The organism is Streptomyces sp. NPDC059010, from assembly GCF_042740355.1.
Classification (GTDB): Bacteria; Actinomycetota; Actinomycetes; order Streptomycetales; family Streptomycetaceae; genus Streptomyces.
This window is the reverse complement of sequence record NZ_JBHYJA010000010.1, coordinates 172265-185878: the sequence shown is the minus strand read 5'-3', so window position 1 is coordinate 185878 and position 13614 is coordinate 172265. Positions and strand designations below refer to the sequence as shown.

Annotated in this window: 14 protein-coding genes; 9 read left to right on the top strand and 5 right to left on the bottom strand. The window is 70.9% G+C overall.

The window, feature by feature from the left end:
• The first annotated feature begins 168 nt into the window (after positions 1-168).
• Positions 169-378 carry a hypothetical protein gene (locus ACFWYS_RS13155; protein WP_384766691.1) on the top strand — a complete coding sequence of 70 codons (210 nt, stop codon included), beginning with the start codon at positions 169-171 and terminating at the stop codon, positions 376-378.
• A 6-nt stretch (positions 379-384) separates the two neighbouring features.
• Here the strand turns inward: ACFWYS_RS13155 and ACFWYS_RS13150 are convergent, their stop codons facing one another.
• Both ACFWYS_RS13150 and ACFWYS_RS13145 read right to left on the bottom strand, forming a co-directional pair.
• The gene (locus ACFWYS_RS13150) at positions 385-1755 is read right to left on the bottom strand and encodes an ABC1 kinase family protein (RefSeq protein ID WP_384766688.1); all 1371 of its coding nucleotides are present in this window, start codon (positions 1753-1755) and stop codon (positions 385-387) included.
• Positions 1748-2902 (bottom strand): TOMM precursor leader peptide-binding protein, encoded by a 1155-nt coding sequence (locus ACFWYS_RS13145; protein ID WP_384766842.1) that lies wholly within the window; start codon positions 2900-2902, stop codon positions 1748-1750. Before ACFWYS_RS13145 ends, ACFWYS_RS13150 begins: the two co-directional genes overlap by 8 nt.
• Before the next feature lie 414 nt (positions 2903-3316).
• Here ACFWYS_RS13145 and ACFWYS_RS13140 point away from each other — a divergent pair, with 414 nt between their 5' ends.
• The 4 genes from ACFWYS_RS13140 (at position 3317) to ACFWYS_RS13125 (ending at position 7309) form a co-directional block, all read left to right on the top strand.
• Positions 3317-3913, top strand: coding sequence for a M48 family metallopeptidase (locus ACFWYS_RS13140; protein ID WP_384766685.1), 597 nt, complete (start codon positions 3317-3319; stop codon positions 3911-3913).
• Positions 3914-4061: 148 nt separating this feature from the next.
• Positions 4062-5840, top strand: a complete 1779-nt coding sequence (locus ACFWYS_RS13135) for a TerD family protein (RefSeq protein WP_384766682.1) — start codon at positions 4062-4064, stop codon at positions 5838-5840.
• 13 nt (positions 5841-5853) lie between these two features.
• Positions 5854-6534, top strand: a complete 681-nt coding sequence (locus ACFWYS_RS13130; protein ID WP_272115038.1) for an AIM24 family protein — start codon at positions 5854-5856, stop codon at positions 6532-6534.
• 19 nt (positions 6535-6553) lie between these two features.
• On the top strand, positions 6554-7309 hold the full coding sequence (locus tag ACFWYS_RS13125) for an AIM24 family protein (RefSeq protein ID WP_384766679.1): 756 nt from the start codon (positions 6554-6556) through the stop codon (positions 7307-7309).
• A 77-nt stretch (positions 7310-7386) separates the two neighbouring features.
• On the opposite strand, the gene ACFWYS_RS13120 is transcribed toward ACFWYS_RS13125, so the two are convergent.
• Together ACFWYS_RS13120 and ACFWYS_RS13115 are read right to left on the bottom strand one after the other, a co-directional pair.
• Complete coding sequence (locus ACFWYS_RS13120; protein WP_384766677.1) at positions 7387-7908, bottom strand: NUDIX hydrolase; 522 nt, start codon at positions 7906-7908, stop codon at positions 7387-7389.
• Entirely contained in the window at positions 7905-9344 is a 1440-nt protein-coding gene (locus ACFWYS_RS13115) for a zinc-dependent metalloprotease (RefSeq protein ID WP_384766674.1), read from the bottom strand. Before ACFWYS_RS13115 ends, ACFWYS_RS13120 begins: the two co-directional genes overlap by 4 nt.
• 192 nt (positions 9345-9536) lie before the next feature.
• Between ACFWYS_RS13115 and ACFWYS_RS13110 the strand changes: the two genes are divergently transcribed.
• From ACFWYS_RS13110 to ACFWYS_RS13095, 4 genes are all read left to right on the top strand, one after another.
• A complete protein-coding gene (locus ACFWYS_RS13110) occupies positions 9537-10649 on the top strand; it encodes an SDR family oxidoreductase (RefSeq protein ID WP_384766671.1) in 1113 nt (370 codons plus the stop codon).
• A 187-nt stretch (positions 10650-10836) separates the two neighbouring features.
• Positions 10837-11298 carry a molybdenum cofactor biosynthesis protein MoaE gene (locus ACFWYS_RS13105; RefSeq protein WP_384766669.1) on the top strand — a complete coding sequence of 154 codons (462 nt, stop codon included), beginning with the start codon at positions 10837-10839 and terminating at the stop codon, positions 11296-11298.
• 220 nt (positions 11299-11518) lie between these two features.
• Complete coding sequence (locus tag ACFWYS_RS13100) at positions 11519-11683, top strand: hypothetical protein (protein ID WP_272115047.1); 165 nt, start codon at positions 11519-11521, stop codon at positions 11681-11683.
• A gap of 87 nt (positions 11684-11770) precedes the next feature.
• Positions 11771-12868: a PDZ domain-containing protein gene (locus ACFWYS_RS13095; protein WP_384766666.1), complete on the top strand. Its 1098-nt coding sequence runs from the start codon at positions 11771-11773 to the stop codon at positions 12866-12868.
• 93 nt (positions 12869-12961) lie between these two features.
• Here the strand turns inward: ACFWYS_RS13095 and ACFWYS_RS13090 are convergent, their stop codons facing one another.
• Complete coding sequence (locus tag ACFWYS_RS13090; RefSeq protein WP_384766663.1) at positions 12962-13504, bottom strand: PPA1309 family protein; 543 nt, start codon at positions 13502-13504, stop codon at positions 12962-12964.
• Positions 13505-13614: the final 110 nt, after the last annotated feature.

Sequence of the window (13614 nt, the reverse complement as noted above, 5' to 3'; positions counted from 1 at the left end):
GCGCGCCCCCCCCGCGGCGTCCCCCTCACCCCGCCCCACCCACACACCGGGCCCCCCCCCCCGCCGGGGGGGGGGGCCCCCGCGGGGGGCGCGGGGGCTACCTCCGGCCCCCCCCCCCGCGGTGCGTTGTGCCCGCAGATCGGACAGTGGCGGAGGTATCGTCACCGAGTGACGAGTCTTTCCGGAGGCAGTGACAACGGCGGCTCCGCCCAGGAGCCCCAGCCCCTCGTGTGCGCCCGCTGCGGGACCGGGGCAGAGGGCCCGCAGCCCACCTGGACCTGCTCCGTGGAGAACGGCATCCGCCAGTACTTCTGCGACACCTGCTCCCGGGACAACCTCAGGGCGATCGAGGGGCGACTCGACTCGGCCTGGTGGTAGCCCCTCTCACGCCTGGGCCGCCGACCCCTCCTCGTCCGTCGGCTCCTGCCCAGCGAACCCCGGCAGCCACTCCTCCAGCTCCTCACGCAGACGAACCGTCGCGCCCAGCTGGCACAGCACGCCGATGGTGCTCAACGTCACTCGGTGGATGAGGAGGTAGGCCGGGGGCAGGTTGAGCTGCTTGCCCAGTTGGTAGGCGGGGGAGCGGGGGTCGGCCACCCGGGCGGCCTGGCTGCGCATCCAGCCGCGGGTGAAGGTGAACTCGTCGACCTGGGCCGGTTCGATGATCGGCAGGAGGTAGTCGAGGACGGCGTCGGGCTCCAGCTCTATTGACTCCTTGACGAAGCCCTCGGCACAGAGCAGTTCGTAGACGGTGTCCGCCTCGCCGTCCAGGGTCAGGCGCAGAGAGTCACCGATGGGCGTCGGCAGGCCGCCCGGGAGGCGGTCGACGGTGCCGAAGTCCAGGACGCCGAGCCGCCAGTCGTCCCCGCTGTCCGGGTCACCGGGCAGCAGACGGAAATTACCGGGGTGCGGGTCGGCGTGCAGGAGGCCGGTGCGGGCCGGGCCGGAGAAGAGGAAACGGGCCAGGAGCTGGCCGGCGCGATCACGCTGCTCCTCGGTGCCGTCGGAGATCACCTCCGACAGCGGCACGCCGTCGATCCACTCCGTGATCAGGACCTGGTCGCAGTGGTGGACCACCGCCGGCACCATGACGTCCGGGTCATCGGCGAACTCCTCCGCATGCACCTGCTGGGCCTGCGCCTCCAGGCCGTAGTCCAGTTCCTCGGAGACCCGGTCCTTGAGCTCGGCGATCAGCGGCTTGATGTCCATACCGGGGATCAGCGGACCCAGCAGCCGGGCGAAGCGGCTCAGTTGGTTCAGGTCGGACAGCAGGGCCTCGCCCGCTCCCGGGTACTGCACCTTGACCGCCACTTCACGGCCGTCGTGCCACACCGCCCGGTGCACCTGGCCGATCGAGGCCGCCGCGGCGGGCTTGTCCTCGAACTCCAGGAACAGCTCCTGCCAGTCCTCGCCGAGCCGCTCCGCCAGCACCGTGTGCACGGTGCGCGTCGGCATCGGGGGCGCCGCCTCCTGCAGCTTCGTGAGCGCCGCGCGGTAGGGGCCGGCGATCTCCTCGGGCAGGGCCGACTCGAAGACGGACAGGGCCTGGCCGAACTTCATCGCGCCGCCCTTGAGCTCGCCGAGCACCTTGAACATCTGCTCGGCGGTGCGCTGCTGCAGCTCACGGCCGACGATCTCCGCGGACTCGCCGACGATCCGCTTGCCCAGTCCCCAGGTCGCCCGCCCGGCGAAGCCGAGCGGGAGCGCGGCGAGCTTGGCGGTACGTGTGACCGCCTTGCGGGGAAGATCAGACATGCGCCCTCCAGGTCCCGGCCGTCCGCTTCGCGGCTGCCTCACGGCCCGACTTCTTCGACGGCCGTTGCTCCCCCATTGTCGCGTGTGACACCTCGTCCTCCGAGGGGTGTTCTCCCTCACCTTTCTGCGTGGCGCCGCACGGACACGCCGGATGCGCCCATACCGGTCGGGCATGCCAGCTCAGACCGGGCAAGGACGTTTCCCAGCGTGCACCGGCGCTCGACGGAACGTGGCCGTCCAGGAAGGCGAGGGCGTGCGCGGCCGCCAGCCCGGCGACCGTCGTGGCCAGCGCGAGATCGCAGGGCGGTACGTGGCGTGACTTTCCGGAACCCGAGCGCCACTGCGCGACCAGGCGGGGCCAGGTCGGGTCCCGATCGGTTCGTCCCTCGTTGAGACAGCCGGCGCAGCCGGTCTCGCCGGGCAGGACGAGCGGGCCGACGACGCCGGTTCCCTCCACGACACCGGCGTACAGATGGGGCGTACCGGAAGTGATGAGGGGTTCGGCCGCGGACGGGGAGGGCGTGTGCACGGCGACGTCGTCGCGCGGGGCGATGATCACCAGGGAGTGGCCCGTGCTCTCCTCCCCGGGAGACGACCGGGGGCCGCGGCGTGGTGGACGGTCCGGTGCCCAGTGCCGCGCGGCCCGTCGCGCGGCCTCGTCCCTGCGGTCGCCGACCGCCTCGGCGGACAGCCCGCCCGGCGCCACGTCCCACGGCTCGACACGGCCGACGTCGCGCACGTCGACCTGGCCGACGCCCGCGCCCGAGAGCAGCGAGGCCACCAGCGCGCCCACCCGGCCGGCACCCCTCACCTGCACCCGCAGCGAGCGGCGGGCGGCCAGCCGGTCCATCGCCTCGCCCGGTTCGGACGTGGTCAGGGAGAGAGAGGCCAGATCGGGGCGCAGCCGGTCCAGTACCTCCTTCTTGCGGCGCAGGGCCTCGACCGCCGGGCCACCACCCCGCGCGTCGTCCAGCAGGCCGGCCCGCGCCAGTCGCCGTACCAGCCCGTCGACATGACCCTCCGGCAGATCTATCCGGCGTCCCTCTTCGCGCAGTAGCCGCGGCCCGCGGGTGCCGTTGAGAAGGTCGAGGAAACTGCCCGTGGCCGTGTCCACCGGACCCAGTGTCAGAGCGTGCGCCGGAGTCATCCCGAACTGCACGGTGTTGAGGTCGCGCCACCCGCGCCTGAGTGCGGGCTTCACCAGTGGCGCCTGCGCAACCGTCGTAAGCGATGCATCCGCCGGTGATGCCGAGTCTGCCGAATTCGGTGAATTCACCGAAGGCGGCGCATCCGCCGACTGCGGCAAATCTGCTGAAACCGCCGAAACCGTCGCGTGCATGAACTGGCCCCCGTAGCCGTCGTGGAACGTCCCCGTGTGCCGATGGAGCTCGGTCGTAGCTCCGCCGATGACTGTCAGCATGCCCCGACGCGGCGCTCTGCGTCGAAAGTTGTCCACAGGTGGTGGATATTCGTCGTACAAATCAAACGCATGGATGGGGGATCGGGATCGAACCGTCCCGGAGTCGGGACTTCCCGCATGTGCAGCGGGTAACGTCGGGGCGTGTCCGCCGACCCACTGCACCGTGCCGGAACGCCACAGCGCAGCACCAAGAGCCCGCCGCCGAGCGGCTCGGGGGCGACCGCGATCGAGGTCCGCAGAAGCGCCCGGCGCCGCCGGACGGTCTCGGCGTACCGCGAGGGCGATCGCACCGTCGTGCTCATCCCTGCCCGGATGTCCGAGGCCGAGGAGCAACGCTGGGTGAACGTCATGCTCGACAAGCTGGCCGCCCAGGAGAACAAACAGGTCCTCGGCGACGCCGAACTGGCCGAGCGTGCGGAGCAGTTGTCGGCACAGTACTTCGAGGGCCGGGCCCGGCCCAGTTCGGTCCGCTGGGTCACCAATCAGAACACGCGCTGGGGCTCGTGCACCCCCGCCGAGGGAAGTATCCGTCTTTCGCACCGCTTGCAGGGTATGCCCGAGTACGTCGTCGACTATGTCCTCCTGCACGAACTCGCGCATCTTCTGGTGCCCGGTCACGGCCCCCGCTTCTGGCGGCTGCTGGAGGACTATCCCCGCACTGAGCGGGCGAAGGGCTATCTGGAAGGTGTGGTCGCCGCCGAGCGGCTGCCCCATGTGCCCGGCGCGCGGGGCGAGTGACCGCTCTCCGAAACCCCCCGGAGACAGTGCCTCCGGTCTCCCCGGTCCGGGGTTGTGTACCGGGTCTGTACCGGCTTCGTCCGATGTCAGAGTTTGCCGTTAGCCTGGCGCGACGCACTCACTTCGGGATGGGGGACGGTCGTTACGCATGGCCAGGGAATTCCAACGCGGCCACAAGGCCAGGATCAGTGACCTCACGGCGGGCACGGATCTGTACGTAGGGGTACAGATCGCCGCCCCAGGGCTGACCTTCGACATCAGCTGCTTCGGTCTCGACGCCGACGAACGGCTCTCGGACGACCGTTACTTCATCTTCTTCAACCAGCCGAAGTCCCCCGAGGAAGCGGTTCAGCTCCTCGGCGCCCAGGCCGGTGACACGGAGTCCTTCCGGATCACGCTCGACAAGATCCCCCCGCAGATCCAGAAGCTGTCCTTCACGGCGACGATCGACGGCGCCGGGCAGATGTCGCAGGTCGGCCCCGGATACGTGCGTATCGTCGCCGGCGGCGAGGAGGTGGCCCGGTACGCCTTCAACGGCTCGGAGTTCTCCACCGAACGCGCCGTGATGCTGGGTGACTTCTACCTGAAGGACGTCTGGCGGTTCGCCGCCGTCGGCCAGGGCTTCGACGGTGGCCTCGAAGCGCTGCTGAGGAACTTCGGCGGCGAGGTCATGCAGGAGGAGACGCCCGCCGCCCCGCAGCAGACGCAGGCCGGGGCCGCTCCCGGTGCCAGTCCGGGCTTCGCCGCGCCCGCGCAGGCCGCCGCGCCGCCCGCGTTCGGCGCCCCGGCCGCCCAGGCACCGCCTCCCGCGCCCGCCCCGGCACCGCAGCCCGCCGCGCAGGGCTTCGCGCCCCCGCCGGGCGCCACTCCGCCGCCTCCGGCCCCGGCGCCCGCGCCGTCGGTGCACGCCCAGCCCACGATCGTCGCGCCCATGACGCCGCCCGGCGGCGCCCCGCCGCCCCCGGCTCCGGCGCCCGCGCCCTACGGCCAGCCGGGCCAGCAGCCGCCGTACGGTCAGCCCGGGCAGCAGCCTCCCTACGGCCAGCCCGGACAGCAGGCGCCGTACGGCCAGGCCTCGGCTCCGACCGCTCCGCCGCCCCCCGGCTACGCCCAGCCCCAGGCGCCGCAGGCCCCGGCCCCGCCGCCCGGTTACGGCCAGCCGACCCCGCCTCCGGGTTATGGTCAGCAGCCGCCCTACGGCCAGGCTCCGGGCCAGCCGGCACCTTACGGAGCCCCTCAGGGTGCCCCGCAAGGCGCGCCTCAGGGCCCCGGCGTTGCCGCCGCGCTCCAGCAGTTCAAGGAGACGCCCACCGGTCAGCGCTGGACGCAGCAGAACAAGAAGCTGGTCCGGGTCGACCTCGGCATCGGCGGGCAGCCCGTGCTGGCCCGGCAGGGCAGCATGGTGCTCTACCAGGGCAAGGTCGACTTCAGCTACAAGGGCGCCGGGTTCGCCGGCCGGATCGTGGGCAACGCGACCGGCCAGGAGATGCAGCTGATGCGCTGCACCGGCCAGGGCCAGGTGTTCCTCGCCGAGAACTCCACGATGCTGCACCCCATCGAGCTCCAGGGTGACGGCATCTGTGTCTCCGCGGAGAACGTCCTCGCCTTCGACGAGAGCCTCCAGTACGAGGTCCGCCGCATCGAGGGGCACGGCATCCCCGGTGGCGCGCTGTTCACGATGCAGTTCACGGGCACCGGCACGATCGTCGTCAAGACGCACGGCACGCCCGTGGTGCTGCCGGTGACGCCCACGACGTTCGCCGACTGCAACGCCGTCGTCGCCTGGTCGTCCGCCGCGCAGGTGGTCGTCTCCAGCCAGGTGCGGATGCGTCGCAACGCCTACCCCGGCGACACCGGAGAGAGCGTCAACCTCCAGTTCCGGGCCGCTCCCGGCAACTTCATCGTCGTCCAGCCGTACGAGATCTGAGGGAGAGCCCGTCATGAACCAGCCGCTCGCGGGCTACGCCCCCGCACCGGTCACCGCCCGCATGGAGAATCACGGCAACCACATGCTGAAGGTCGCCATGCAGACCGGGCACGACCTCCTCGCGCGCGTGGGCTCGATGGTCGCCTACGAGGGCTTCGTCCAGTACGAGCCCAACCCGCCGGCCGTGCGCCAGATCGCCAAGGACTGGCTCACCGGTGAGGGCGCGCCCCTGATGAAGTGCTCCGGTGACGGCCTGCTCTACCTCGCCGACTACGGCGCCAACGTCGTCGTGATCAACCTCAACGGCGACGGCATCTCCGTCAACGCCACCAACCTGCTCGCCTTCGACGCCCACCTCACCTGGGGTGTCGAGCGGGTGAAGGGCCTGGCGAAGTTCGCCGGGCAGGGCCTGTGGAACACCAAGATCTCCGGGCAGGGCTGGGTCGCGCTGACCTCCCGGGGCAAGCCGATCGTCGTCGACTGCGGCGGCGGCGAGGACGAGACCTACGTCGACCCCGACGCGCTCGTCGCCTGGTCCCCGAACCTCAAGGTGAAGGGCAAGCGCAGCTTCAAGGCGCAGTCGCTCATCGGCCGGGGCAGCGGCGAGGCCTACCAGATGGCCTTCTCCGGCCAGGGCATCGTCGTCGTCCAGCCGAGCGAGGACAGTACCGACCGCCTCCGGGTCCGGGGCTGAGGGGGAGCACGAGAACGCCATGCAGAGCCCGATTTTCGCCTTCAACGACCAGCAGACCCAGGACCGCTGGAGCCTGCAGAACAAGCAGATGCTCCGCGTCAACCTGGAGGGTCACGACGACATCCTCGCCCGCAAGGGCACGATGGTCGCCTACCAGGGACTCGTCGAGTTCGACGCCGAGTACCAGAGCAACCAGCAGGGACGCGCGCGTGCGCACACAGGTGAGGGCCTGGACCTCATGCGCTGTCACGGACAGGGCACGGTCTACCTCGCCAACCTCAAGCAGCACGTCCACCTCATGGACGTCGACCAGGACGGGCTGACCGTCGACAGCAGCTATGTGCTGGCGATGGAGTCCTCGCTGCACCACGAGGTCATCGCCGTGGACAGCCTCTACGGCATCTCCGGCTCGGGGAAGTACCAGCTCAACATCACCGGCCGCGGCAAGGTCGCCCTCATGACCTCCGGCATGCCGCTGATGATGCAGGTGACGCCCGACAAGTACGTCAACTGCGACGCCGACGCGATCGTCGCCTGGTCCACCTCGCTGCGGGTGCAGATGCAGGCCCAGACGCACTCCTCCGGGGTGTGGCGGCGTCGCGGCAACACCGGTGAGGGCTGGGAGCTGAGCTTCATGGGCTCGGGCTACGCGCTCGTCCAGCCCAGCGAGCTGCTGCCGCCGCAGAACGCCCAGGTCGGCTCAGGCCTCGCCGCGCAGTACGGCATGGGACAGCAGGGGGCCCGGGGGCAGAACCAGGGCAACGTCTGGAGTTGACGGTCCGGAATGCAGACGTAAGGGGCGACCGCAAAGGCGGCCGCCCCTTACACATGGGTCAGCACTGACCGGGCGCTTCAGGCCGCGAGCCTCGCCCGCGTCGCCTCCAGCAGGCGTACGACGGAATCGTCCGCCACGTCCGCCACCTCGTCGTAGGCGAACCAGCGCAGGTCGAGCGACTCGTCGCTGATCGCCTCCACGGCGTCCGCCGGGGCCAGGGCCGCGTACTGGACGTCGAGGTGCCAGGCGCACGGAGTGTGGTGCCGGTCCAGGCGGACCGGGCCGCCCGGCAGCAGAGTCAGCCCCGCGACGCCGGACTCCTCCGTCCCCTCCCGCAGGGCAGCCGCCGCCAGCGTGTCATCGGCCGGTTCGCAGTGGCCGCCCATCTGCAGCCACATGCGCAGCTTCTTGTGCAGAGTGAGCAGCACGCGCCCGCGTGCGGGGTCGATCACCAGCGCGCTCGCCGTGATGTGCCCGTGGCCGCAGGCCTTCCACATGCCGTCCGGGTGGGTCTCCAGATGCTCCAGGTAGGTCTGGCGCAGATCCGCCTGGTCCTCGTAGCCCTTCAGTACGAGGACCGCGTCGTCGTAGAGGCTCACTCGGCGCCGTCGCCCTTGTCGCCCTTGTCGTCCTCATCCTTCTTCAGGTTCGGCTTCTCGGAGCCGCCCGCGGCCTCGCCGAGCATCTTGTCCAGCTCGGAGAAGTCCAGGTGCTCGCGGTGCACGAAGCCGTCCGGGTCGTCGAGGTCGGTGGCCGTCGGCAGCATGTCCGGGTGGGCCCACAGGGCGTCCCGGCCGTCGACACCGCGGGCGTCGGTGAGCGAGGCCCACAGACGGGAGGCGTCGCGCAGGCGGCGGGGGCGCAGCTCCAGGCCGATCAGGGTGGCGAACGTCTGCTCCGCCGGGCCGCCCGAGGCGCGGCGGCGGCGCAGCGTCTCGCGCAGGGCGTCCGCGGACGACAGACGGGGTTTCGCGGCCGCGTGCACCACGGCGTCCACCCAGCCCTCGACAAGCGCCAGAGCCGTCTCCAGACGGGCCAGGGCGGCCTTCTGCTCCGGGGTGTCCTCCGGCTGGAACATGCCCTGCTGCAAGGCGTCCTGCAGCTGCTCGGGGTTCTGCGGGTCGAACTGGCCGACCACGTCCTCCAGCTTGGCGGTGTCGACCTTGATCCCGCGCGCGTAGCCGTCGACCGCGCCGAACAGGTGCGAGCGCAGCCACGGCACATGGGCGAAGAGGCGCTGGTGGGCGGCCTCGCGCAGGGCGATGTACAGCCGCACCTCCTCCTTCGGTACGCCCAGGTCCTTGCCGAACGTCTCGATGTTCACCGGGAGCAGCGCCGCCTTGCCGGCCGGGCCGAGCGGCAGGCCGATGTCGGAGGAGCCGACGACCTCGCCCGCGAGCACGCCGACGGCCTGCCCGATCTGCGTGCCGAACATGGCGCCGCCCATCGAGCGCATCATGCCGATCAGCGGGCCGGCCATGGCCTGCATCTCCTCGGGCAGGACGTCGCCCATCGCCGTGCCGACCCGCTCGGCGACCGGGTCGACGAGCTCCTGCCACGCGGGCAGGGTCGCCTCGACCCACTCCGCGCGGCTCCACGCGACGGCGGTGCCGGCGCCGGACGGCAGTGACGTCGCGTCGTCGAGCCACAGGTCGGCCAGGCGGACGGCCTCCTGGACAGCGGTGTGCTCGGCCGGGCCGATGCTCGCGTCCTTGGTGCCGTCCGCGGTGCCCTGGGAGACCGTCTGGCGGGCGATCTGCTTGGCCATGTCCCAGTTCACCGGGCCGCCCTCGTAGGAGAGCATCTGCCCCAGCTGCTGGAACGCGGCGCCCAGGTCGGTGGGGTTCAGCGAACCGAACATGGCCGCGAACGGATTGTCCGCGCCGCCCCCCAGGCCCCCGGCACCGGGCGACCCGAAACCGAACGGGTTGGCCGGTCCCTGACCACCACCGCTCTGCTGGTCCTTCTTCTTGCCCTCGTCGCCGTCGTCCGGCTCCTCCGGCGGAAGGCCGAATCCGAATGGGGTGTCACTCACGGGATTCCTCGGCTGGTAAGGCCACCGGTCTGCACCGGCGGCACGACTGCCCGATAACACCACCCAGCGTAGACACCGCGAGCCGTTCGGGCCTCGGTGCTTCGCCGACTCTTGGCCTGCGGCAGGATGGATGCCACCTGGTACGTACGCGTCACTAGCGTTCGTACTGAAGACAACCGCTGGAGACGCCCGGTGAGTTCCCCTGATCCGCAGGTTCGCGCAGCGCGAAACCGGTCAACCCCGCCTGCCGCCCGCGGGCCCGTCGTCGCGGTGACCGGTGCCGCGTCCGGCATCGGTGCGCTGCTGACCGAGCGGCTCGTCGAGTCGGACGAGGTCAAGCAGGTCATCGCCATCGACGAGCGGCGCGGTGAGTGCGCGGCGGCGCAGTGGCACATCCTGGATGTACGGGATCCGGCCATCGCCGAGAAGCTGCGGGGCGCCGACGTGGTCGTGCACCTGGCGCTCGACCTGGATCTGGAGACGGATTCGGCCGCGCGCACGGCTTACAACGTTCGAGGGACGCAGACCGTGCTGACGGCCGCCGCGGCGGCCGGGGTGCACCGGGTGGTGCTGTGCACCTCCTCGATGGTCTACGGGGCACTGCCCGACAACGAGTTGCCGCTGTCCGAGGACGCGGAGCTGCGGGCGACGGCGGAGGCCACCGGGGTAGGCGACCTGCTGGAGATCGAGCGCCTCGCGCGCAGGGCGCCGCGGGCCCACCCGGGACTCAATGTCAGCGTGGTGCGGCCGGCGATCCTGGTCGGCGGCACCGACACGGCGCTGACCAGGTACTTCGAGTCACCCCGGCTGCTCGTCGTGGCCGGGTCGCGGCCCGCCTGGCAGTTCTGCCATGTCGAGGATCTGTGCAGCGCCCTGGAGTACGCCGTCCTGGAGAAGGTCGACGGGGAGCTCGCCGTCGGATGCGACGGATGGCTGGAGCAGGAGGAGGTCGAGGAGCTCAGCGGGATCCGGCGCATGGAGTTGCCGTCGGCGGTCGCCCTGGGCGCGGCGGCCCGGCTGCACCGGATCGGGCTGACCCCCTCACCGGCCGGTGACCTGGCCTACACGATGTATCCCTGGGTGGTCAGCGGGAGCCGGCTCCATGACGCGGGCTGGCGGCCGCAGTGGACCAACGAGGAAGTGCTCGCGGAGCTGCTGGAGGAGGTCTCCGGACGGCACACGGTCGCCGGGCGGCGGCTGGGCCGCAAGGACGCGACGGCGGCCGGTGCGGCGGGCGCGACGGTGGCCCTGCTCGGTGCGGCGGCGGTGGTGCGGCGGGCACGGAAGGCCCGGCGGCGGATCTGAGAGGGCACGGGGCGCGTGCGATGGCATGTACTCGCACGGCGTCCCGCTGACGCTCCACGGCCCGCTGTCGCTCGACGCCCTGCCCGGCACCTTGCTCGCCCCCCTGTAGGACGCTCCAACCCGCACGCGCGTGTGCCGGGCGATAACGCTATTCCCCGTCCTCGCGCGCGTGGGGCACGATGGGGTCATGGCACCTACCAACGATCACCCCGGTGAGCAGGGCGCTCAGGACCCCGTCAAGCTCATCGGCATTCGCGAGACGGCCCTCTCCCTGGACGAGGTCTTCCGGGCCGTCGGGGACGATGCCGCCGGTGGGACCGCGCTGTTCGTGGGGACCGTGCGGAACCACGACGGGGGTGCCGATGTCGACGAGCTCGGCTACTCGTGCCATCCCAGCGCCGAGGCCGAGATGCGGCGGATCGCCGAGAAGGTCGTCGCCGAGTATCCGGTGCGGGCGCTCGCGGCCCTCCATCGCGTCGGCGATCTCCAGGTCGGGGACCTCGCCGTGGTCGTCGCCGTCTCCTGCCCCCATCGCGGTGAGGCCTTCGAGGCGTGCCGGAAGCTGATCGACGATCTCAAGCACGAGGCGCCGATCTGGAAGCACCAGAAGTTCTCGGACGGCACCGAGGAGTGGGTCGGCGCCTGCTGATCGCGCCACCCGAACCGCCTGGATCGCGCCGCCCGAACCGCCTGGATCGCGCCGCCCCAATCCCCTCGATTGCGCCGCCCGGCCCCCCTTGATTGGGCCGCCCGGACCCTTCCGTGCCACTCAGGTTGCGTAACCGCACCCCTGGCGTGAGCGTTGTCAGTGCCAGTGGTTAATCTGCTGATCAGTCAGTTGCGGTCGCTCATGGGGATGGGAGGACGGCATGGCGGCGCTAGCCTGGTTGCTGATTCCGCTCGGGGCAGCGGTCGGCGCCGGTCTGTGGGGCAGTTGGGCCAACCGAACCCGGAAGGCCCGGGGCGACGGACCGGAGCTCGACGGGTATGCCCGGTTCCGCGAGGCCATGGAGAAGCCCACCTCCCGTACATGATCGTGGTGGGGGGTTCCACTGGGCCGGCAATTCACTGTCGGACGGCCCTGACGGGGCGCTGACAGGTGTGTCACGTACTGTCTTGGCATGCCACGCCGCACCGCGACGATGCTCGCCTCCACCCTGATGCTGATCGCGCTCCTGTGCGCGGGAGTGTTCATCACCGTGCCGTACTCGGAGATGTCCCCGGGGCCCACGGTGAACACCCTGGGCGAGCACGACGGCGAGCCGGTACTGCAGGTCTCCGGGCACAAGACCTACCCGACGACCGGTCACCTCAACATGACCACGGTCCGGGTCACCAGCGCCGACTACAAGATGAACCTCGTGGAAGCCGTGTACGGCTGGCTCGCGCACGACAACAAGGTCGTGCCGCACGACACCCTCTACCCGGACGGCAAGACCGAGGAGCAGTCCACCCAGGAGAACGCCGAGGAGTTCAGCCAGTCCCAGGAGAGCGCCAAGGTCGCCGCCCTGAAGGCGCTGGACATCCCGGTGCAGAGCTGGGTGATCGTCGCGACCGTGGTGAAGGGGACCCCGGCCGAGGGCAAGCTGCACGCCGGTGACGTGATCAAGGCCGTCGACGGTACGGCGGTGAAGGAGCCCGCCGACGTCGCGAAGCTGGTGACCAAGCGCAAGCCCGGTCAGGACGTCGTCTTCACGATCGTGCCAGCCAAGGAGCAGGTGGCCGCCGAGAAGGAGCGCAGGACGCCGACGAAGACCGAGAAGATCACCATCAGGACCGTCGAGTCCGACGACAGCTCCGAGAAGCGCGCCATCGTCGGGATCTCCGCCGGGACCGATCACACCTTCCCGTTCAGCATCGACATCAAGCTCGCCGACGTCGGCGGCCCCAGCGCCGGCCTGATGTTCGCCCTCGGGCTCTACGACAAGCTCACCCCGGGCAGCCTCACCGGCGGCAAGTTCGTCGCCGGCACCGGCACCATCGACGACGAGGGCAAGGTCGGCCCCATCGGCGGCATCGAGATGAAGACCGTCGGCGCGCGCGAGAAGGGCGCCCAGTACTTCCTCACCCCCGCCGACAACTGCGCGACCGCCGCCAGGGACGTCCCCGACGGGCTCACCCTCGTCAAGGTCGGCACCATCTCCGACGCCCTCGACGCGCTGAAGGACATCCGCTCCGGCGACACCGCCGGCCTGCAGAAGTGCACCACCAAGGGCTGAGCGGCAGACCTGGGTACGACGACGGGGGCGCCCTTCACCTCAAGGGCGCCCCCGTCGTCGTACCGGAGGACTCGGTCCTCGGGTCGGAAGACCTCAGTCCGCGAACGTCGCCGACAGTGCTTCCGCCAGGCCCGGGACCAGGTCCGGGCCGGTGAGGACCTCCGTCGGGGTGTCCTTCTCGCGCAGGCGCAGGGCCGACTCGCGGCCGCCGTCGCGCAGGACCGCGACCGTCATCCGGACCTCCTGGCGGTCCGGGTGGTCCGCCACCCACTGGGTGAGCTTGGCCCCGCTCAGGCCCTGCGGGACCTGGGCCTCGGCGGACGGGGGCAGCATCAGGCGCTCGACGGTCAGCGCGCAGCCGACCACCGCGTCCGGCCAGGCGATCGTGCCGAGGAACTCGTCGAGCGCCTTGCCCGTTGGAAGTTCGTCCTGCTCGATCGGGGTCAGGCCGGAGGACTCCTGCTCGTCCCCCAGGCCGAGCTGGGCGGCGAGGCCGGGTTCCTGGGCCTGCAGCCGTGCGGTGTCTACGAGGGCGAAGAGGCGGGCGGGCTGGTCCCAGCCGAGACCGGAGGCGTACTCGTCGATCTCAAGAACGGCCCGGGTCAGCGGGCTCGCCGCCATGGGAGTGTTGGACATGGTCACAATCCTGCCTCGTTCATGGCCGGAATCGGGAACTGAGTAAGCGGTGAGTAAGTTGCATAGGTGTGGGCCCACGATCACGGGGGGCCACGGAGGGTCCACGAAGA